The organism is Celeribacter sp. (assembly GCF_048261515.1).
In the GTDB taxonomy this organism is placed as follows: Bacteria; Pseudomonadota; Alphaproteobacteria; order Rhodobacterales; family Rhodobacteraceae; genus Celeribacter.
Genome location: NZ_JBLXFZ010000011.1, coordinates 1 through 20,809 on the forward strand (window position 1 = coordinate 1; position 20,809 = coordinate 20,809).

The 20,809-nt window shown below is 58.9% G+C and carries 22 protein-coding genes and 1 riboswitch; of the genes, 1 reads left to right on the top strand and 21 read right to left on the bottom strand.

Annotated elements, in window-relative coordinates; translation table 11 throughout:
- Positions 1 to 170: 170 nt before the first annotated feature.
- From ACN0SC_RS15635 to ACN0SC_RS15735, 21 genes are all read right to left on the bottom strand, one after another.
- Positions 171 to 1,073, bottom strand: coding sequence for a hypothetical protein (locus ACN0SC_RS15635; RefSeq protein WP_417250624.1), 903 nt, complete (start codon positions 1,071 to 1,073; stop codon positions 171 to 173).
- A gap of 30 nt (positions 1,074 to 1,103) precedes the next feature.
- Positions 1,104 to 1,922, bottom strand: a complete 819-nt coding sequence (locus ACN0SC_RS15640; protein ID WP_417250625.1) for a hypothetical protein — start codon at positions 1,920 to 1,922, stop codon at positions 1,104 to 1,106.
- Positions 1,923 to 1,932: 10 nt separating this feature from the next.
- Positions 1,933 to 2,400 carry a hypothetical protein gene (locus ACN0SC_RS15645; RefSeq protein ID WP_417250626.1) on the bottom strand — a complete coding sequence of 156 codons (468 nt, stop codon included), beginning with the start codon at positions 2,398 to 2,400 and terminating at the stop codon, positions 1,933 to 1,935.
- Positions 2,401 to 2,436: 36 nt separating this feature from the next.
- A complete protein-coding gene (locus ACN0SC_RS15650) occupies positions 2,437 to 3,609 on the bottom strand; it encodes a TMEM43 family protein (protein ID WP_417250627.1) in 1,173 nt (390 codons plus the stop codon).
- Between the two features lie 40 nt (positions 3,610 to 3,649).
- The gene (locus tag ACN0SC_RS15655; RefSeq protein ID WP_417250628.1) at positions 3,650 to 4,219 is read right to left on the bottom strand and encodes a hypothetical protein; all 570 of its coding nucleotides are present in this window, start codon (positions 4,217 to 4,219) and stop codon (positions 3,650 to 3,652) included.
- Between the two features lie 189 nt (positions 4,220 to 4,408).
- Positions 4,409 to 4,555, bottom strand: coding sequence for a hypothetical protein (locus ACN0SC_RS15660; protein WP_417250629.1), 147 nt, complete (start codon positions 4,553 to 4,555; stop codon positions 4,409 to 4,411).
- Positions 4,556 to 4,771: 216 nt separating this feature from the next.
- Complete coding sequence (locus ACN0SC_RS15665) at positions 4,772 to 5,620, bottom strand: metal ABC transporter permease (protein WP_417250630.1); 849 nt, start codon at positions 5,618 to 5,620, stop codon at positions 4,772 to 4,774.
- Positions 5,617 to 6,480: a metal ABC transporter permease gene (locus ACN0SC_RS15670; protein WP_417250631.1), complete on the bottom strand. Its 864-nt coding sequence runs from the start codon at positions 6,478 to 6,480 to the stop codon at positions 5,617 to 5,619. Before ACN0SC_RS15670 ends, ACN0SC_RS15665 begins: the two co-directional genes overlap by 4 nt.
- Positions 6,477 to 7,379, bottom strand: coding sequence for a manganese/iron ABC transporter ATP-binding protein (locus ACN0SC_RS15675; RefSeq protein WP_417250632.1), 903 nt, complete (start codon positions 7,377 to 7,379; stop codon positions 6,477 to 6,479). The genes ACN0SC_RS15670 and ACN0SC_RS15675 overlap by 4 nt, the downstream gene beginning before the upstream one ends.
- A gap of 93 nt (positions 7,380 to 7,472) precedes the next feature.
- A complete protein-coding gene (locus tag ACN0SC_RS15680) occupies positions 7,473 to 8,378 on the bottom strand; it encodes a metal ABC transporter substrate-binding protein (RefSeq protein ID WP_417250633.1) in 906 nt (301 codons plus the stop codon).
- A 279-nt stretch (positions 8,379 to 8,657) separates the two neighbouring features.
- Complete coding sequence (locus tag ACN0SC_RS15685; RefSeq protein WP_417250634.1) at positions 8,658 to 9,722, bottom strand: FecCD family ABC transporter permease; 1,065 nt, start codon at positions 9,720 to 9,722, stop codon at positions 8,658 to 8,660.
- A complete protein-coding gene (locus ACN0SC_RS15690) occupies positions 9,722 to 10,657 on the bottom strand; it encodes an ABC transporter substrate-binding protein (protein ID WP_417250635.1) in 936 nt (311 codons plus the stop codon). The genes ACN0SC_RS15685 and ACN0SC_RS15690 overlap by 1 nt, the downstream gene beginning before the upstream one ends.
- Positions 10,654 to 11,454, bottom strand: coding sequence for an ABC transporter ATP-binding protein (locus tag ACN0SC_RS15695; RefSeq protein WP_417250636.1), 801 nt, complete (start codon positions 11,452 to 11,454; stop codon positions 10,654 to 10,656). The genes ACN0SC_RS15690 and ACN0SC_RS15695 overlap by 4 nt, the downstream gene beginning before the upstream one ends.
- Entirely contained in the window at positions 11,451 to 11,858 is a 408-nt protein-coding gene (locus ACN0SC_RS15700; protein WP_417250637.1) for a DUF1636 family protein, read from the bottom strand. The genes ACN0SC_RS15695 and ACN0SC_RS15700 overlap by 4 nt, the downstream gene beginning before the upstream one ends.
- A gap of 120 nt (positions 11,859 to 11,978) precedes the next feature.
- Positions 11,979 to 12,198: riboswitch (cobalamin riboswitch) on the bottom strand.
- A gap of 67 nt (positions 12,199 to 12,265) precedes the next feature.
- Positions 12,266 to 13,921 carry a Na/Pi cotransporter family protein gene (locus ACN0SC_RS15705; RefSeq protein ID WP_417250638.1) on the bottom strand — a complete coding sequence of 552 codons (1,656 nt, stop codon included), beginning with the start codon at positions 13,919 to 13,921 and terminating at the stop codon, positions 12,266 to 12,268.
- 31 nt (positions 13,922 to 13,952) lie between these two features.
- Positions 13,953 to 14,744 carry a phosphodiesterase gene (locus ACN0SC_RS15710; RefSeq protein ID WP_417250639.1) on the bottom strand — a complete coding sequence of 264 codons (792 nt, stop codon included), beginning with the start codon at positions 14,742 to 14,744 and terminating at the stop codon, positions 13,953 to 13,955.
- Positions 14,741 to 15,550, bottom strand: a complete 810-nt coding sequence (locus ACN0SC_RS15715; RefSeq protein ID WP_417250640.1) for a carbohydrate ABC transporter permease — start codon at positions 15,548 to 15,550, stop codon at positions 14,741 to 14,743. Before ACN0SC_RS15715 ends, ACN0SC_RS15710 begins: the two co-directional genes overlap by 4 nt.
- On the bottom strand, positions 15,547 to 16,440 hold the full coding sequence (locus tag ACN0SC_RS15720) for a carbohydrate ABC transporter permease (protein WP_417250641.1): 894 nt from the start codon (positions 16,438 to 16,440) through the stop codon (positions 15,547 to 15,549). Before ACN0SC_RS15720 ends, ACN0SC_RS15715 begins: the two co-directional genes overlap by 4 nt.
- A gap of 66 nt (positions 16,441 to 16,506) precedes the next feature.
- On the bottom strand, positions 16,507 to 17,775 hold the full coding sequence (locus ACN0SC_RS15725; protein WP_417250642.1) for an ABC transporter substrate-binding protein: 1,269 nt from the start codon (positions 17,773 to 17,775) through the stop codon (positions 16,507 to 16,509).
- 47 nt (positions 17,776 to 17,822) lie between these two features.
- Positions 17,823 to 18,842, bottom strand: a complete 1,020-nt coding sequence (locus ACN0SC_RS15730; RefSeq protein WP_417250643.1) for an ABC transporter ATP-binding protein — start codon at positions 18,840 to 18,842, stop codon at positions 17,823 to 17,825.
- Complete coding sequence (locus ACN0SC_RS15735) at positions 18,842 to 19,618, bottom strand: DeoR/GlpR family DNA-binding transcription regulator (protein ID WP_417250696.1); 777 nt, start codon at positions 19,616 to 19,618, stop codon at positions 18,842 to 18,844. The genes ACN0SC_RS15730 and ACN0SC_RS15735 overlap by 1 nt, the downstream gene beginning before the upstream one ends.
- Before the next feature lie 236 nt (positions 19,619 to 19,854).
- Between ACN0SC_RS15735 and ACN0SC_RS15740 the strand changes: the two genes are divergently transcribed.
- Entirely contained in the window at positions 19,855 to 20,739 is an 885-nt protein-coding gene (locus ACN0SC_RS15740) for an HAD-IIA family hydrolase (RefSeq protein WP_417250644.1), read from the top strand.
- Positions 20,740 to 20,809: the final 70 nt, after the last annotated feature.

A 20,809-nucleotide genomic window follows, 5' to 3' on the forward strand; every position in this document is an offset into this window, starting at 1 on the left:
AACACAACCCGATCAGCAGGAGCAAAGAGTAGCTTAATTTACGCCAGATCCTGTCCAACAAATGGGGAGTAGCTCAGACGGGGGACTTTCAAAGTTGCTACTTTGTCAGGTGTCGCAGGTCGGGGAGGGCGGCATGGCCCGCAACACGGGTCTGCCGTGGATGCGCAACGCTAGCCTCCGAAGCTCGCTACATTGCCTTGCTTGACCCATGCGCTCGAACATTTCCCCCAGTAGGCGAGGTTCGCTGGCCAGTCGTCGGGCGACAAGGAGCAGGCCGCCATGCGAGCCTCGTAATCCAGCTCGGACATGTACCCGCCCGCACCGTCCCCCTTGTCAGGGTCAATCCAGATGATGCCCGAATAGCCGCCCTCATTGGCGCATTCGAAGGCCGATCCGAGAATGTCGGGGGCCGCATATCCGAGGATGGCCGCGTCTTCATTGGGGGCCGCGTAAAGCGCGATCTGGCCGTTGTCGGTGCCCTCATTGCTTAACACGCCCGCGACCTCGCGACACTCGTAGCTGCCGTATGGCGTGGCGCCTGTGATCGGTTGGCTCGGCTGGTAAAAGGGCGCGCTGTCGCCGCTCGGCCCTGTTCGCATCGCGTTCGGGGATTGGCCGCGCATCTCCAGAAGGTTTGCGATTTCCGCGCTCAAAGCGGGCTGCATACATTGCAAGCTGCGCACAGGAGCGGTCCCGCGTCCGAAAAGATCCAGCCAGACCTCCGTCTCCGAGGGGTCGTCACTGTCTATCGGTGTCTTGAGTGCGAGAACAGCGCGACCGCCCTCATGGATAAAGGTGAATTCGTAGATGTCCCACGGAAAGCCGCCCGTGCCGAGTGTCATGGCAAAGGGCACGTCTTCGGCCAGTCGTGTGATGGGACCGTCCGAGATTTGCGGCGTCACATGGAGCGTCAACGCGGGCGCACCTGTTTCGGGATGTTCGCTCGCGCAGACCTTGATCTCGTCTGCCTCCTCGGTGACGCAAAGCACCTGTGTCGCCAGAATGTCTTCGCAGAAGGCGTGGGCGGCATTGGCGGTGCTGATAAGGGCGGCGGTCAGGAGGAAGGATCGCATCTGTTGTCTCCGTGAACTGGCGTTGTGCGGTTATTGGATCGGGTCAAGAAAGGCAGCATCCACCCATCCCGTGGCGCAGGGGCCAGAGTAGGGCATGCCAAGCTGTTCGGGGCGAATGAGGCAGGCCTTCATGCCATTGGTCGGAATGGCAACGGCGATGAAATTCTGCAGACGGTCGAGGATATCGACGGTATCTCCGGATTGGAGCATCCACCAAACAGGCGTTGCGGCGGAGGGGCGTGCTGAGGCGTAGACTGGGGCGCCTTCTGATTCCGCTGCGATCTCCGTCACCTGCGCCACTCCAACCGTGTCGATCCGCGGGATCACATCGTCTTGCGAGAAGAAGGCTCCAATCGGTCCGCGCGCCGCTTGGGCGGGCCAAAGCCTCTCAGGTTCAGCATAGACCGTATCGGAGGCGCAGGTCACTTGATCCACCTGCGTGCGCCAATGCGGCGATTGCAGCCACATATCGGAGGCGCCATTCTCGGCCACGGTCTCATTCATATCGTCCCACGGCATATGAACGTAAAGGGTCACGGGCTCGCCTAAATCCGTGCTCCAGAACCCGATTTCCAACTGCGCTTGATCCTCTTCGGACCAGTGAAACCATGTCGTGTTGGCATCCGCTATCAAGGGCGGATCATAGATCATTTCTCCCGATGACAGCACATGGCGGGCCAGGATGTAGCTTTCGCCCCGCGCACAAACGGTGATCTGCTCGCGGGCGTCAGGGTCGTCGGTTGCACATTGAAACAGAACCTCGCCGCCGCAGACAGATTGCGCAGAGACAGGAACGGTCCACGTGGTCGCCATCATCGCGGCGACCACGGGCAGAGCAGGGCGGAACATGATGGCCCACTTATTGCGCTGCTTCGATCATTTCGATGAGTGCGGAGAGGTCGCTGTACACGGTGCCATCATCGCAGGGGAGATCCGCAATCAACTCGATGTCTTTGAAGACATTGATCCCGCCCATTGCGACGGCGCCCTCCGTGCGTTCGCCGCCCCACCAAACCTCGTAGGCATAGCCGTCGCCACTTTCAAAGGTCACGGATTCACTGATGAAATTCCCCATGCCATTCCACGGCGTTGCGGTGATCGTTGCCATGTCTTGAAGGATTTCCTTCTCCACCGTTCCGTTGGATTTGAAGAACCCGTACGCGGCCTTTGTGCCATCTGCCCAAATCGCATTGCAAACCTCGACGCCATGCGTGCCGCCTTTGATGGTGCAGGTAAACACTTCCGTGCCATCAAGCTCGCAGAACTGACCTGCCTGCGCAGCACCTGCGGCGATCATGAGGGCAATGGAGAGAGAAAGTTTTTTCATTGGGAATCCTCTTGCAAAGGGAAAGGTTGACGATGGTCAGGTGCCTTGGGGGGCATCTTGTGCTGTTTTGCGGGCGCGGTAGGCCATGAAGCCGGCACCTGCCAGAGCGATGGCAAGGATGGCCAGCGACACGAGGGGGCGGAAGTAGAACCACGCGAGTGCAATCGTTGCGCCACCCACAACGAAGGTCAGGGCAAGGCTGACAAGGGAGGTGACAGAGGCGGAGATCCAGCCGAGGAAGGGAAGGATGCTCGAGATGACATCAATCAGGGAGAAGAGTGCCTTGAACCCGAGGAACAGCATGATCATCAGGCCGATACGCAGCATCCACGTCTTGAATGTGTTGGCAGATTGCGCAGCCTCGAACATCTCGTCAGCGGCCTTCAGCCCCCGTTCGACCAAATAGATTTCGCGTCCGTTTTCCGCGGTGTAGGGGACCAGTTCGCTGCCGCTTTGCACGCCGACCACGCTGGCCGTGTCGATCTCGGAGGCCTTATAGCTCACCCTGATATCACCCAACACAGGCGCCGCGACATCCGCACCAATGACGACCTGTCCCGCGACCAGATTGGCGGGCTGCTCCAAAGACAGGGCAGCTGTCATGCCTTCTGCATGTGCGACGTTCAAAAGCATCGCCGTTGCGCTACCCAGATCGGAAATCTTGTCATCCACGGTAAAGGCACCGATTGCGCCTTCTGATTGGCGGATGACTTCTGATTTGATCGGCATTGGCGGGTTCAAATGCCCATCGGGAAACTGGAAGTCGGCCCCACTGGCAGGCGCATCCGTCCAAGCCATGCGATAGGTGTATTGCGTGGTCTTTTCCTGTGCGCCGCCAAGTTTGGTGTCTGTTTCGGTCTTTTTGCTTTCGATCCACGCGAATTGCTCGACGACACGCTCCAAGCGCACGGCCTGCGCAGGTGCCACCACACCAAGCGCCTCATCGCTAAGAGGTTCGGCGAGCGTCAGCGGGCCGTTGATATGTACAAGTCGGCCTTCGTTTTCGGGATCAATCGCCGAGCTCTCCACTGAAACCACCTGTCCCGCACCTTCGGTAAGCGCACGCGCCGCGCGCACCGAGTTTCCTTCGTTCCAGAACAGGAAATAGACGGCGATGCAGATGAAACCGATGCCAATGCCGATGCCTTTGAAAGCGTTCTTCAGACGGGCGAAAAATCCTACCCGTGTTGTTTCAGTGAATTGGGACATTTTTTAAACCTTTATGAAGACAGAAATACGCGTTGGCGGTTCAGGCTGCTTTGCCGAAACCGAGTGATTTGATGACCTCGGCCACATCCGCCATGCTCGGACCTTCGGCAATCGGCGCTTCGGGCACGCCCAGCCAGTTATTGATCTTACGGGCGCTGAAGAGATGGCGTTTGCTCGTGGTGTAGCCGTGGGAGAGGGGGACGCGCTTTCTGTTGTGCGCATCTTCCGTCACGATGCAGAGCCTGTAGGTGTAGCTGGCGTGGAGCCTGTTGTTGTTGCGTTGGTTGCGCTTGAGGTCGACATCGGCTTGCCTGACAGTCTCAAGCGGAATGGTCTCCTCGCGCGTCCCGTGCAGCATGGATTTGCGGATCGTCAGCGTGTTGTTGTCGCGGTCGAACTGGACTTCGGTCTTGTGATAGACCAGCCACAAAATACCCGTACCAACAAGAACGCCACTCAAAGCGAAGCCGCCGAGCGCGATATACCCTTTGATGGCGACAATCATGCCGATCACAAGGATTCCGAGTAGGAGGGCGGACACCGCAGCGGCGATAATCATGGTAGATCCAGTCAGGACAAGGCGATCTGTCTGATTATGTCGGATTTTCATGTCGTCGCGTCCGAATGCTGGATGGGTTTTCTTGAGTGGAAGCATTGCACGGAATGAGAGCCATGCGTCAGAATTTTTTTGCGCTGAAGAAACATTTGTCGGCTTGTTGCGCCAAAAGTCGGGATCTGACAGGCTCCCACGAGGTTCATAACCACGCCTGCCAGATACCCGACCAGTTGGTTGAAAAGGCTACATCATATCCACATTGAAATCCGTCGCGTCTAACGCGGGTGAGGCGGTGCCTTGCTTGGCCGCGGCGGCATTTCTCGTCTGTTGCGCGTCGGTTTTCGTCGACCGGATCAACGCACCTTGCGCAATAGCCAATGTGGTCTGCATTCCTTTCCCCTTCCAACTTTATATGGATGGGAAATATCCATTTGGGGGTTTTGGAAACATATGGATATTTACCCATATTCCCATGCTGGAGAATCTGTTTCCCCGTGCGTCTGGCGTGAGGTTGCGGGGTGTCTCTGTGCCGCAAAGGCATCGCTCGGGGACGGGGATTGGATAGCTCACCCGACCGCAGGGTTTAGCGCGGTCGGGCGTCCGTGGTTAGCTCTGGCCTGATGCAAGGCGGGAGGATGTGCGCCGCGTTTGTACAAGCCTGCGCACGAAGGCGACCAGAAAGATCGCGGTGAGGATCAGGATGACGGTCGGTGCGGGCGCACTGTCGAGGAAGAAACTCAGGTAGGCTCCCGCGACCATGGAGAACATGCAGACCACAACCGCCACCGCCATCATCTGGCCGAAGCGCCGCACGGTAAGGAAAGCGATTGCCCCGGGTGCAATCAACAGGCCAACGGCAAGGATCAGCCCCGTCGCCGCAAGGGTCGCAACGATGGTGAGTGAAATCAGGGTCAGCAGCCCGTAGTGCAACACTGCAACGGGCAACCCCGAGGCGCGCGCCTGTGCTGGGTCGAACGCATGGAGCATCAAGTCTTTCCATTTCAGCAGAAGGGCAGTGGTGACGAAGGCCGAAATCAGTCCAGCCATCAACAGGTCTTCTGCACCGACACCGAGCATGTTGCCAAAGAGGATATGGTCGAGATGTACATTTGTGTGGATCGACACGTAAAGGACGATCCCCAGCCCGAACATGCCTGAGAAGACCACCCCCATCACCGTGTCCTGCTTCACGCGGCTGTTCTCGGAGAGGTAGCCCGTGGCCAGCGCCGTCACCATACCCGCGCCAAACGCACCGATGATTAGCGGGAAGCCGAGGATATAGGCCAAGACGATCCCTGGCAGCACCGCATGGCTGATGGCATCTCCCATCAGTGCCCAGCCTTTGAGAACAAGGATGCAGGACAACAGTGCGGTCGGCACGGAGACGATCATGGAAATCCAGAAGGCGTTCTGCATGAAGCCGAACTGGAATGGCATGAGAAGTGTTTCCATCATTGTGGTTCCTCCGTGCGAAGGGCCTGCGCCGCTTTGCGCCGCGCTGCCACGATCCCGTGTTTGGGGGCTCCGACAAAAACGGCGAGGAAGATGATCGTTTGGCACAGGACGATAATGCCGCCTGTCGCACCGTCGAGGAAATAGCTGGCATAGGCGCCGAAGAAACTGGTCAAGGTGCCGATGGCAACCGAGGTCATGATCAGGCGCGAGAAGCGGTCGCACAGCAGATAGGCCGTGGCCCCTGGTGTCACCACCATGGCGATAACGAGGAACGCCCCCACCGTCTGCATCGCCGCGACAACACAGGCCGAGAGCAGGATGAAGAACACCGCCTTGAGCACGCCTGGACGCAATCCGATCGAGCGTGCGTGGCTTTCGTCAAAGAAGACGACCATGAGATCTTTCCATTTCAGGAGCAGGATCGAGAGCGACACAAAGCCGATGATCGCCAGTTGCAGCGTATCTTCGGGCGTGATGGCGAGAATATTGCCCATCGTGATGGTCTGTATCGAGACAGACATGGGATTGATCGACGCCATGAACAGCCCCAAGCCGAAGAAAGAGGTGAAGATGATGCCGATGATCACATCGACTTTCAGCCCTGAACGGTCGGACAGGAACAGCATGGCCGTGGCCGCCAGTCCGCCCGAGATGAAAGCTCCGAGCGCAAAGGGAAGACCGAGGATGTAGGCCCCCGCAACACCGGGCACGACCGCATGAGACAGGGCGTCACCGATCAGCGACCAGCCTTTCAGCATCAGGTAGGAGGAGAGAAACGCACAAACTCCTCCTACCAGCGCCGAAACCCACATCGCATTGGTCATGTAACCATAGGAGAAGGGTTCAAGAAGTGTGGTCACTTTTGCGCCTCCCCGACCTTGATCTTGTCGCCATATTGCACGAGGGGCCGCTCGTCGTCGGTCAGGATCGACAGGCTGCGTGTGTCGTCGTCATCGTGCAAATCCGTGCCGCCAAGCGTGAAATGGCGCAGCACGCCGCCGAAGGCCGCTTCGAGGTTCTCGCGCGAGAAGGTCGTTTCCGTCGGGCCGTAAGCCAGTACGGTGCCCTTGACCAGAACCGTCCTGTCACAGAATTCGGGGACGGTTCCGAGGTTGTGTGTCGAGACCAGCATCACCCTGCCTTCGTCGCGCAATTCGCGCAGTAGGGCGATGATCTGCTCTTCGGTTTTGACATCGACGCCTGTGAAGGGCTCGTCCAGCAGGATCACCTGACCATCCTGCGCCAGTGCGCGGGCGAGAAAGACGCGCTTTCTTTGCCCGCCCGACAATTCCCCGATCTGGCGGTGACGGAAGTCGAGCATGTTAACGCGACAAAGTGCGGCTTCCACCGCCTCGCGATCCGCGCGTGTTGGCCTGCGTAAGAACCCCATGTGCCCGTAGCGGCCCATCATCACCACGTCCTCAACGAGAACGGGGAAGGACCAGTCGACCTCTTCCGATTGTGGCACATAGGCCACGAGGTTGCGCTTGAGCGCCTGTTTGACGTCGAGGCCAAGGAGTGTGATCTCCCCGCGTGCGACGGGAACAAACCCCATGATCGCCTTGAAAAGCGTGGATTTACCCGCGCCGTTCACCCCGACAAGCGCGGTTACTGTGCCGCGCGGGATTTCGAAGGACGCATCGTGCAGGGCGGTGTGGCCGTTGCGGTAGGTGACAGTCACATCACGCGCTTTGATCCCGCCCGAGGGATCAGTGCGCTCGGAGGCTGGTGTCGTCTTCATCTCGGTATCGTGTTGCATTCTCTGCTTTCTGCCAGAAAGGTCGCGGCCTGAAACGGCATAGGCCCGCCGGACGAGGTTACGCCCGACAGACCCTTTCCACGAAGGAAATTTTTAGTTCATGTCTGATGTAAGGCCGTTTGCCACCGTTTCCGATGTTACCTTAAGCAGATCGAGATAGGTCGGCACGGGACCATCGGGTTCGGACAGGCTGTCGACGTAGAGCACGCCGCCGTAGTTGGCGCCTGTTTCGCGTGCGACCTGTTCGGCAGGGGCGGTGTTGACCGTGCTTTCGCAGAAGACCACGGGGATGTCGTTGTCCCGAACGCCGTCAATTACGGCGCGCACCTGACGCGGTGTACCCATCTGATCGGCGTTCATCGGCCACAGATAAAGCTCTTTCATGCCGAAATCGCGGGCAAGATAGCTGAATGCGCCTTCGCAGGTGACCAGCCACCGTTTCGCCTCGGGGATCGTGGCAACCTCGCGCCGCAGCGGCTCAAGGGTCGCGCGCAGCTCGTCTTTATAGGCGGAGGCATTGGCAACATAGATCGCCGCGTTTTCGGGGTCGTGTTCGGAAAAGGCTTCCAGAATGTTGTCGATGTAGACCAGCGCATTGTCGAGGCCCATCCACGCGTGCGGGTTCGGCTTGCCCTCATAGGCGCCTTCGGCGATCGAGATCGGATCAATGCCATCTGTGAGCGTGACCGAGGGCACTTCATCCAGATTGTTTAGAAACTGCTCGAACCACAGTTCCAGATTCATCCCGTTCCAAAGGATCAAATCCGCGCCTTGTGCGCGCACGATGTCTTGTGGGGTCGGTTCGTAGCCGTGGATTTCGGCGCCTGGCTTGGTGATCGAAACCACCTCTGCCGCGTCGCCCGCCACGTTCTGCGCCATATCCGCCAAAACCGTGAATGTCGTGACAACTTTCATGCGGTCCTCGTCGGCGGCGGCCATGCCTGTCATCAGCGCGGTCGCGGCCACAGCCCCCATCAAGCGTGTCATCGTCAAATTCATTACAAGTCCTTTCCTCGTTTTTGTGATCCTGCAAGCTTTCTCAATCGTGTCGCAGGCTTCTAATTGCGAATGAGTCGCAACACTTATAGCTGTTGTTGAAAATAATGCAAATGCAAATCATTCGCAAAAAGGAGCGATTGGATGACAACGACCGTGGAGCGTGAAGCGGGAAAGGGGGGAAGGGGACAGGCCGTTGAGCCTGTCCCGTCGTTTTGCGTGGGTTGCTGGTCTTTCAGGACGAGGTAGGTGCTGTCGCCAGAGGCGGGTGCCTAGCGAGTATCAGCCCGAGCGTCGACCTAGCAGCCAGACAAAGAACACCCCGCCAATGAGCCCCGTCACGATGCCGATGGGCATGTCATCTGGCGCCATGATGGTTCGGGCAATGATATCTGCCCAGACGAGGAAAATCGCGCCGCACAGGGCAGTGATCGGTAACAGGCGGCGATAGCTTCCGCCCACGGCGAGGCGAACGATATGGGGCACCATGAGGCCAACAAAACCGATGATCCCCGAAAAGGCGACCATCACCCCCGTGACCAGCGCACCGATGACAAAGACGGTCAGGCGGAACCGTGCCACGGGGATGCCGAAGGTGGTTGCGGTTTCATCCCCAACGGTCATGGCGTTGAGATAGCCAGACCTGAGCCAAAGATAGGCACCACAGCCTGCTAGCACGAGTGCGGGGTAGATCAGTTGGTCCCACTGGGCCAGCCCAAGCCCGCCGAGCATCCAGAACACCACCGTATGTGTCGCGCGCGGATCTCCCAGAAAGATCAGGAGATTTGCCAGCGACATGACGATGAAGGACACGGCAACGCCCGCAAGAACCAGTCGGTCCGCGCTTGTGGCCGAGGCAAGTTTCGCCACCGCCAGCACGATGAGTGTCGCGCCGAGCGCGCCGAGGAAAGCCAGCAACGGCACGGTCAGAAGGCCGATGAACAGCCCCGTATGGAGCAACGCTAGAATGGCGCCGAAGGCACCCCCCGCCGAGATGCCAAGCAAGTGAGGATCGGCCAGCGGATTGCGGGTTACGGCCTGAAGGCTCGCCCCGACAATCGCCAGCCCCGCACCGACCAGCCCCGCAAGGATCGCGCGCGGGAAGCGGATATCCCACACGATGGCCTCGCGGCCGACCGACCAATCAACCGCGACGGCGTCGGGAACCACCTTGTTAATCACGATGCCCCAAACTGTGTCGAGCGGCACGGCCACCGCGCCGACACTCACAGCCACCGAGAGCGATGCCCAAAGAGCCGCGATCCCGATCAGCCCCACGAGCCATGGACGCGTGGGAGACAGGGCGGTACGTTCCTTTTTCGCATGTTGTGCGGCGGGGGTGGCCATCACTCGCCTCTAAACGCCGTTGCGAGGGTTTTGACCGCCCTGATGTTGCGCGGACCAGGTGTGGCTTCGACGTATTCGAGGACAACGAAACGGTCATTGCGCACCGCGTCGATGCCCGCAAAGGCAGGGTTGGTCATCATGAAGTTGCGTTTCTGCTCGGCTGTAACCTCTCCGTAGTTCACGATCACGATCACCTCGGGATTGCGCTCCACGACCGCCTCCCAGCCAACCGTCGACCAGCTCTTCTCGAAGTCATTCATGATATTGACGCCGCCCGCAGCCTCGATCAGCGCATTGGGCATTGCGTAGCGACCTGCCGTGAAGGGCGCATCCTCACCGCTGTCGTAGACGAAAACACGCGGCGGGGTTTCCAGTTCGGGCAAGGGCGCAAGGAAGGCGTCCAGTTCTGCCTTATAATCTTCGATCAGCGCATCGGCTCTGTCGGAGATGTCAAAGATGGCGCCGAGATTGCGCAGGTCGTTATACATATCTTCCATCGAGGCGGGGGCTTTCTCCCCGATATGGATGCAGCTTTCGGTCAGTTCGTAGACCTGAATGCCAAACGGCGCCAAGGTCTCGGGCGTTACTTCGCCGCCCACCTTCATGCCGTAGTTCCAGCCCGCGAAGAAGAAATCCGCATCGGCCCCGATCAGCACCTCTTTCGACGGATATTTCGAGGCGAGTTCGGGCAGTTGCTCCACGCCTTCGCGCATGCCCTCGTCGAGCGTTTTCCAGCCGGAAATGCCTGTGTAGCCCACCATGCGGTCGGCAAGGCCGAGCACCAACATCATCTCGGTGAGGTTGACGTCATTGGAAACGGCGGCCTGCGGCGGTGCGTCGAATGTGACCTGACGGTCGCAGCTTTGCACTGTTGCCTGCGCGGCTGCGGTGCCGGCGCTGGAGAGAAGGGCGAGGGTGATAAGAGTACGTTTCATGAGAGGGTACCTTCCTGTTTGGGTAAGGAAAAAGAAAAATGGGAGACCCCGCTGGGGGTCAGTTTTTCGCGCTGCGCGTCGACGCGAAATGCGTCGGAGACGAGCGAATTGGTGAGAAGCGTGTGCGGCGGGCCGAACCCTTGGGACTGCCCGTTCTTGAGGACCAGAACATCGTCGCAGACGCCAATCGCCATGTTGAGATCGTGCAGCGACACAACAATCGTCAGGCCGAGCGTCTGGATCAGTGACACGATTTCCAGTTGGTGGCGCACGTCGAGATGGTTGGTCGGCTCGTCAAGGATGAGAACCTGAGGTTCCTGTGCCAAGGCACGGGCCACCATGACGCGCTGACGTTCGCCCCCCGACAATGTGCCGAAGTCCCGATCGGCGAGGGCATGCAGGTTGAGCGTGGTCAGCACACGGTCAACGACGCGCACATCACTCTCACCAGATGCGGCAAAGCCCGAATGGTGCGGCGTGCGGCCCAGATGGACGATCTCGCGCACGGTGAGGCCGAATGCAGCGGCTTGTTCTTGCAAAACCGCTGCAACCTTTCGCGCCGCGTCGCGGGCGGGCATTGACCAGATGTCTTGCCCGTCCACACACACGTGGCCTGTGTGGGGGCGGTGGAAGCGATAGAGGAGGCGCAGCAAGGTCGATTTGCCCGCGCCATTGGGGCCAACCACGCCCAGAACCCGCCCTGCGTCCACGCGAAAGGTGGTCGGATGCAAGACGGACTGGGCGGAGCGGGCAGGGGCCCAGCTTACGCCGCTGACTTCAAGATCTGCTGCCCTCATGAGGCGCGCCCCACATCGGCTTCCATCGCGATGATTGCGGCGGGAACGCGCGCAAGGGTCGCGGCGCGCAGCTTTTGCGGGCGCGCGGACGCGTTGCACCAGCCATCGTTCAGGGTGGCATATTGGCGCGCAAAGGTGACGAGAGCATCAACGTCGGCGTCGGGGTCAATGTCCCCGAACAGATATGCCGCCTTGCGACTGCCGTGATAGGCAACCGTGCATGGGCGGTCACAGCCCGCCATACAGGCAACGCCCGAGATCTCGAAGTCGTCGGAAACCGCATCTCCTGCGGCTTCGATCGCGTCTTTGAGCTTTTCTATCAGTTGGAAGCCAGGCTTGCAGGTGGTGCCCTTATGCCTGCATGAGGTGCAGACGGTAATTGAGTGGTTTGGCATTGGTGTCATGTCGCCCTCCGCGACGATGCGGGGCGCAGGACAGACACAATCGAATGCACGGGGAAAACCGCGTTGCCATCATGATCTCCTAACCAGACACCCCGTCTGGGTTGAGTTGCATTGACGTCACCTCATGGTGCCGTTGATGGCAGGTCTCCTGACTTGCGGATCAGCGTTCTCCCGAACCTTCCCGAGCCTGACTGGCTCAGTGGTATTCCTCGGGGTCACTCACCGCTCACAGTTGCGGGGGCAGTTACGGATTCGGCGCGCATTGGCTCCTCCTCACCGTATTCCCTTTTCATCCCAGACGCATTTTCGGCGACTGGAAACCATCGCGCGTAGTTGTGAAATATTCGGGGCCGCAGGTCAAGGCAGGGGTTTCCCCCCCCATCCCGTTCCTTGACCGCTGCGTGTCCTTACGACAGGCGGCTTTTCAACAAGTCGCCCGATTTCAACAGGATGGGATGACCGATCATCGAGAAGGCGGAGTTGATCTGTTTGAGCGCACGCAGCGTTTCCTGATGGATGTTGCTTGTCTCGATGCTTTCCACGAGCCCTTGGCGCAAACGGCCAATATGGCTGCGCTGCAACTTCTGCTCGGTTTTGCGCAGCTTTTCCTTGGCCGCAACCAACTCGCGCGCCTCGGCGGGGTTCTGGTTCAGCATGACATTGAGGGCAAGCTGCACATTGCTATGGACACGGTCTGCGAAGTCGCGGATTTCCTCACGGCCTTCCTCCGAGAACTTCAGCTTTTGCATGTCGAGACGCTTGGCGAGGTCCAACATGACCCGCGTGATCGCATCGGAGGCGGAATCGAGGCTGTATGCAATTGATGCAAGCTCCATCGAGCGGCGGCTGAGGTCTTCCGACATTCCCTTTTGGGCGAGGCGGGCAAGATACAGTTTAATGTCCATATGGGTCTGTTTGATGACCTTGTCTTGCTTGGCAATCATCTCGGCAGTGGCGGCGTTCCAGTTGTCGTAAAGGGGTTCCACCGCGATCAACATCTGTTCGATCTTTTGCCCCATGGAGAGCAATTCGCGCGCGGCGCAGTCAATCGCGCGTTGCGGCTTTTCGAGTAGAGCCGGATCAAGCGCACTGGCATCGTCCAGCGTGCCGTTTGGATCGGGCTTCTCGGCCATAAAGTAGGACAGCACGGCAATGATGGGCTTCACGAACGGCAAGGAGATTAGAGCGAGCGCCACATTGAATGCGAGGTGCAGGTTAATGGTCTGCCGCGCCGCGTTTGTGCCAAAGTGATCCAAAAGTGCGGGCATCGACGCAATTGCGAACATGGCGAGCAACGCGCCACTGCCGCGCAGGATCAGGTTGGCCATCACCATGCGTTTTGAGGCGAGGGGCGCGGAATAAGTCAGGACGAAGGCGATAAAGCCCCCACCCAAGTTGGCACCGAGGACCATTGCGGCGGCCGCGGGCGCAGGAAGGATCGACTGCCCCGCGAGCGTGACAAAAAGCAGGACCGCCGCGACGCTCGAATGAACGGCCCATGCAAACACGGCACCGATCGCGAAGGCGGTAAGCAGATCGCGCCCCAGATAGACCATGACGGCCTGTGTGCTGGGATTGGAGATCATCGGCTCGGTTGCGGCGCGGATCATGTCCAGTGAGACGAAAATCAGCGCAAGCCCGATCATGATGCGCCCGACCTGACGCGTGCTGCTGGCGTCGCTGCGCAGGAAGACCGTGACGCCAAGCAAGAGCAACAGGGGGATCAAAAGCGGTTGGCGCACCATAAGGAGTTGCGTCACCACCGCTGACCCGACATCGGCACCCAGAAGAATGGCCAGCCCCGTCGCCGTCGCCAACCCGCCTTTTGCGACGAAATTGGACACCAACACGGCCACGGCGGTAGAGCTTTGCAGCAGGACCGCCGCACCCATTCCCGTGCCTGCTGCGAGAAGACGGTTTCGGGCGGAATGGCGCAACCAGATACGCATGGGGGCTGCAAAGCCGCGCTCCACGCCCGTGCGGACAAGGCGCACGGCCCAGATCAACAGGGCAGCAGCGCCCGCAATTTGAATCACTATCTGGATCGCATGAGGTTCGCTCAATGGATGCGGCCTTCTATGGATTTTTGGCGGATCAGAACGGGAAAGGGCCTGATCCGGCGTTTGCTTCGATTGTAATCGTCTGAAATCCTGTGTCCCAACGATGCAGGAGAGCGCCACCTTCCTGTCGCATGAAGCCAACGGGGGCCTCCTGTCGGCGATCATAGGAAAAGGTGCTCGCCGGCGAGGGCGCAGAGATCGCGATATGGCCCGCGACATCGGCGACGATCATTCTGTGGATATGACCGCACAGGATGCGTAGCGGTCCATGGTAGCTTGCCAGAATGTCACGCAGGGCATCCCCGTCGATCAACCCGATCTTGTCCATGAATTCGATGCCGCTTGCGAAAGGCGGGTGATGCAACCCCAAGAGAACAGGTGCCCCCGCCGCTTGCGACAGGGCATCTTTCAGGAACGCCAGACCGTCCTCCCCGAGCCGCCCCGCGCCCTGCCCTTCGATCAGCGTATCCAGCCCGATCAACTGGACGCCACCCACGCGGCGCGTCCAGTTCAGCAGGCCGGTCTTTGGCAACGTGTCGGCAAAAGCCGCCCGCATCGCCTCGCGCGCGTCGTGGTTGCCCGTCAACACATAGGTCGGCAGGTCCAGTGGCGCGACGAGAGATTTGAACCGCGCGTAGCTGGCCGCGCTTCCGTCATCGGTCAGATCGCCCGTTACCAGAAGCGCGTCTATTTGCCCGATCTGGTCGCGGATGCTTGTGATCCGCTCCACCAGTCGCGTCAGGGACTCCGTGGTATCCAACTGCCCCGAGCAAAGCTCGTCACGGGGTACGATATGGGTGTCGGATAGCTGGAGGATCGTCGTCATTTGATCCCCGCGCGCAAGAAGGCCTGAACAAACTGACGTTGGAAGATCAGGAAAGCGATCAGCAATGGTGCAACGGACATCATCGTCGCGGCGGAGATGATACTGATATCAACCCCGTTTTCAGGCGCGCCGAAGATCGACAACCCGACGGTCAATGGCCGTGTTTCGGGCGAGTTGGTGACAATCAGTGGCCAAAGGAAGTTGTTCCAGTGCGTCGACACCGACACCAGCGCATAGGCGATATATGTGGGCTTCGCGAGCGGCACATAGACCCGCCACAGGATGCCCAGCAAGCCGCAGCCTTCGATCCGCGCGGCCTCATGTAGCTCCACGGGGACGCCCTTGAACGCCTGACGCATCAGGAAGATGCCGAAGGCACTGGCCATGTAGGGCATGCCGACGCCGAGGATGGAGTCGAAGAGGCCCAGGCGGGACACCATGGCGTAGTTTTCGACGATCAACACTTCAGGCAGGATGAACAGCTGCATCAGCACCAGAATGAAGACGAAGTCCTTGCCCGGAAATTGCAGCTGCGCAAATGCGAAACCCGCAAGGGTCGTCAGGATGAACTGCCCGATCAGGATCACAGTCACCAACATGAAGGTGTTGAAGAAGTATTGCAGCCACGGCGCACCTGCCCAAGCAACGCGGAAATTGTCCAAGGTCCACGGTGCAAACAGGTTCAGGTTCACCGCGTCAGACGTAGAGTGTGTTGCGGCCCAGAAGGCGAACAGCAGGGGAGCAATCCAGATGATCGCCAAGAGGATCGCGCCAAAGCTGTCCATGAATTTGCTCAGGCTCTTCATTGGTAGTGCGTCCTTTTATCGAGGAAGAGGAACTGGATTGCGGCGACGATGCCCAAAACAGCGATCACGATGATCGTCATTGCGGCGGCACTTGGTGCGTCGAAGAAGGCGAATGCCATTTCCCAGATGTAGTAAAGGATGAGCTTCGAGGCGTCCGACGGTCCACCTTTCGTCAGGATGAACAGGTGGTCGATCAGTTTGACCGAGTTGATCATCGCGTTCACGGCGATGAACAGCGTGGTGGGCATCAACAGAGGCAGCACGATGCGGCGTGTATAGGTCCAGCGGCTCGTGCCTTCGATGTCTGCGGCCTCTTTGAGATCTTCGGGGATCGTTTGCAGCGCAGCGAGGTAGAAGATCATAAAGAACCCTGCCTCTTTCCAGATGGTCACGATGATGATCGCCCAGAGCGCGGTTTCGGGTTGGCCGAGCCAGTTCACCGATGGCAGGCCGAAAAGGCTGCCGATCTGGTCCAGCACGCCAAGGCCGGGTGTGTAGAAGAACAGCCACAGGTTCGCAGCAGCAATCATCGGCAAGACGGTTGGTGTGAAATAGGCCGTGCGCACGAAGCTGCGGGCGCGGATCTTCCCGTTTGCCCAGAGCGCCATCGAAAGCGCGATGAAAATCGAAACGGGGATCGTGATGCCCGCGTAAAGCAGGTTGTTCTTGGCCACGAGCCAGAACGTCGGGTCGGCGAAGAGATCCGCATAGTTCTCGATGCCGACAAATTCGGTTGGTCTGCGGCGTGTGCCGCGGGAAAACAGGCTCGACCACAGGGTCGCAATGGACGGGTAAAATGCAAACAACGTCAACAGAACCGCCGCAGGGGACAGCATGAGCCAGCCATAAATGGCCTGTCTGCGACGTTCGAGGTTGGCATGGGCGGACATGGTGCGACTCCGATGCGAGGGGACAAACGGGCCGACACACGTAATGTGCCGGCCCGATCGGGGAGGTTACTGGTAGGCGCGAAGCAGACGTTCAGCAGCCGCTTGGGCTTCTGACAGAGCTTCGGCGGGCTCTTTTGCGCCCGTCAAAGCCGACTGGATCGCATTGTTCAGACCATCGCGCACGCGGGCTGTCTCAAAGGTCGAGAATTCTGCAACAGCGTTTTCAAGCTGGTTGCGTGCCACGAGGGCAGGGGGGAATTCTTCCGTGTAGGCCTTGAGTGCTTCGGTCTCATAGGCAGCAGGAGACACGCCCATGTAACCCGTCGCGATCGACCATTCGGCCGCCTGCTCGGGGGATGTCATGAACTGGATCAGCTTGAGCGCAGCGGCGCGCTCTTCGTCTGTTGTGTCCTTGAACATGTAGAAGTTACCACCACCCGTCGGGGAGCCTGGGCGCACGTTCGCGGGAAGTTCGGCAACGCCGAAGTCAAAGCTCGCGGCGTTCTTCACAGCCGTGAGGTTGCCCGTGGAGTGCCACATCATCGCGGTCTGACCTTCGAGGAATGCCTGACGCAGGGTGCCCCATTCGACCGTGCCCGTGGGCATGATGCCATGCTCGACCGACATGGATTTCCAGAATTCCAGTGCTTCGACAACAGCGGGATCATCGAAATAGGTGGTCAGCCCGTCACCGGACATAAGCTCTTTGCCGTTCTGGATCGAAAGCGCTTGAAACATCCAGTAGGGGTAGCCCGTGGACGGGATCATGATGCCGTAGGTGTCGTCGTTCGTCAGGGCCTTGCCCATTTCGACCATCTCGTCCCACGTTTTCGGCGCGGCTTCGGGGTCGAGGCCTGCGTCGCGGAACATGTCTTTGTTGTAGTAGGCGACGATCGTCGAACGCTGGAAGGGGATGCCCCAGGTCTGGCCTTCGATTTGGCCATTGGCCATGAGCGCGGGGTAGAAGCCGCCGAGCCATTCCTTGTCAGCGTCGGTCGAGGCGACCTCGTCGAAGGGAACGATCAGATCCTGTTCGATCAGGTCGTAAGCGTCGATCGAGAACATCACGGCCAATTGTGCAGGCTCGCCAGATGCCAGTGCGGACAGGGCACGCACGCGCGTGTCGTCATAGTTGCCCGAGTAGATGGCGTTTACCTTGATGTCGGGGTTTGCGGCTTCAAAATCGGCAACGATGCCATCCACCACTTCGGTCAATGCGCCACCCACGGCAATGGGGTAGTACATTGTCAGTTCGGTTTCGGCGCTTGCCGAAGCGGCCAGACCGACGGCCATAGCCGTGGCTAAACCAAGTCCTGTTGTTGAATAATGTTTCATTTCTGTCTCCCTTGAAGTTGGCTCTCAGTGTCGTAGCGGGCGATCAGCTATCCCGCCAGCCGTTGGCCTGCAGCGTCAAAGACGTGCAGGTTTTCGTCGTTAAAGGTGATGTCGATTTCCGCGCCCTCGTCCATGAGCGAAAGCCCCGGCTTGAGGACGCTAAGACCCGTTGCACCTTCGTGGGTCAGGCCGATAAGCGTTTCGGCACCCAAAAACTCGCTTTCGTTCACGGTGCAACGCAGGCGGCCTTCGCCCTTGGGCACGATGCGGATGTCCTCGGCGCGGATTCCGATGGTCTTGTCGTCGCCGAAGCCCTCAAGGACAGTTGACTTGAGCAAGGCCATTGGCGGCGCGCCGACGAATTCGGCAACGAATGTGTTGCTGGGCTTGCTATAAAGGTCGTCGGGCGCGCCGACTTGCTGGATGTGCCCGTCCTTCATCAACACGACCGTATCGGCCATGCTCATGGCTTCGGTCTGGTCGTGGGTCACGTAAATGACCGTGATCCCCAGGTCGCGCTGAAGCTTCTTGATGTCCTTGCGAACGGCGTTGCGTAGTTTCGCGTCAAGGTTGGACAGGGGCTCGTCCATCAGGCAGAGCTTCTGACCCGCAACAATGGCGCGGGCGAGGGCGACGCGCTGGCGCTGACCACCTGACAATTCGCCAGGTTTGCGGTCTTCGAGACCGAGCAGGCCGGTAATTTCCAGTGCGCGCACCAGTTTTTCTTGCCGCTCTGCCTTCGGGACGCGACGGACCTTGAGGCCGAAGACGACATTTTCGGCCACAGACAGGTGCGGGAAAAGTGCGTAGGACTGGAACACCATCGACAGGTTTCGGTCCGAGGCCGCGCTGGTTGTTACGTCCTTGTTGTCGATAATGATTTGTCCTTCATCGGGCATTTCGAGCCCCGCCAGAAGGCGCAGCGTCGTGGACTTACCGCACCCTGACGGCCCCAAAAGCGCGGTGAAGCTGCCTTCGGGAATATCCAGTGTGATCCCTTCGACGCCCAATTGGCCGTTCCAACGTTTCGCCACGCCGTCAAGTTTCACAAACGGTGTTTTTGTCATCATGGTCGTCCTTCAGCCACAAGTAGTCGTTCTTCAATATTGGTCAGCAACGGTGCAAAACGATCATCCGGCCTTCGGTCTATGATGACGTGATCCATGTCGGCTATATTGTCACCCAAAGCGGGTGCCATGCGTCCGAACTTGGAAACGTCGGCAACGAGAAGGGAGTGTCGCGCGTTTTTGCAAATCTTTTGTCTCACTCTTACTTCAGAAGTGTGAAATTCGAGCAATCCACCATCTTCCGCAATTCCCGCGACGCCACAGAGGGCGAAGTCGGCACGGAAGCGGCCGAAGAAGTCCAGAACATCGTTGCCCAGAATGTCACGGTCGGGCAGGCGCACTTCGCCGCCTGGTAGGATGATGCGGTTGGAGACTTCCTCGCTAAGCGCCATCGCTGCGCTCAGGTTGTTGGTGATAACGGTTAGCCCTTTGTGTCGACGGAGTGACTGCGCCACGCTGACCGGTGTCGAGCCGATGGAAATGAACAGGGTAGAGCCGTCGGAGATCAGTTCTGCGGCAGCCTCGCCAATGGCGCGTTTTCCAGTGCGGTTCGTGCCTGTGCGTTGATCAAAGGGGGTATTCAGAAATTCCTTGCTCAGTTCAATGCGCCCATGTGCGCGGCGCATCATGCTATCTTTACAAAGGACATCTACATCTCGGCGGATCGTTTGCATGGAGACGTTATAGCGCTCCGCCAATGCACCGACGGTGACAGCGCCCTGTTCCATGACAAGGGCCGCAATTGCCTCGCGTCGCTTTTGTTTCTTCGATGCCATTCGTCTCCCCCCTGGCATTGATTCTCCCGCAACGTTAATGAGGTAAAAACGCCAAAACAACATTATTTATTTCTAATTGCACAGGAAACACGCGCGTATTTCGGAAGTAACGACAAAATTCGAGCAAGGAATGTAGGATATGTCATAATTTTGTTGCTTTGTTGTTTTATCTTTCACTTTTGGTGTTTTCGTTTTAGACGTTTCACCGTTAAAGCTTGCAGACGAGGCGGGGACATATGCTGACTACGCAGTCGATTTTTAATCGTTATCAAGATGTTAGGGAGCGTTTTCCGCAAGTGAAGCCCCGTAGTGAATCGACCGACATCCAGTCCCTTCTGGATGTGGCTGACGAAGTTGATGCTTTTGTTTTCGACGCGTTCGGCGTGTTGAACGTCGGCGAGACCCTGATCCCTGGTGCGGATGTCCGACTGGATCAATTGCGCGAACGGGGCTGTGCTATCCGCATTCTAACCAATGCCGCGAGCTATGATCGCAGCGGCGCCATCGACAAATTCAAACGTCTCGGCGTGCGTGTTGAGGATGAGGAAATCATCACCAGCAGGGAAGCGACCCTTCAAAATCTGAAAGAGGGGCATTGGGGTGTCATTACGGCGGATTCCGATAGCTTAAGTGATTTGCCTGTGGGCAATACGCGTCTGACCGATGATCCCGCCGATTACGACGCTGTGGAACACTTCCTGTTCCTGTCGTCGGCGGACTGGACGCCCGCGCGCCAAACGCTCCTCATGAACGCCATGCAAACCCGCCCGCGCAGTCTTTATATCGGTAACGCAGATCTTGCCGCTCCCCGCGACGACGGGTTCTCGCTGGAGCCCGGGCATTTCGGTCACGAGATCGCGGACCGTTTCCCCAGCCATGTGCGGTTCTTCGGTAAACCATTCCCCGAGGTCTATGATCTGATCGAAGCTTCGCTGTCAGGCGTGCCTGCCGACCGCATCGCCATGTGTGGCGATACGCTCCACACCGATATTCTCGGCGCGGCTGCTCGCGGATGGCGCACTGTTCTTGTTACTCAGGACGGTCTCTTTGCAGGACACGATACGCAGCCCTTCTGCGAGCAAGCAAACCTCTTCGCCGACTGGCGCCTCAACCGAATTTGAGTCCCGCCAGATCGTCGGGCTGTCGGTTCCTTTTCGCGCAGCTCACATCTTTTCCCGCGCTATGCGAGCA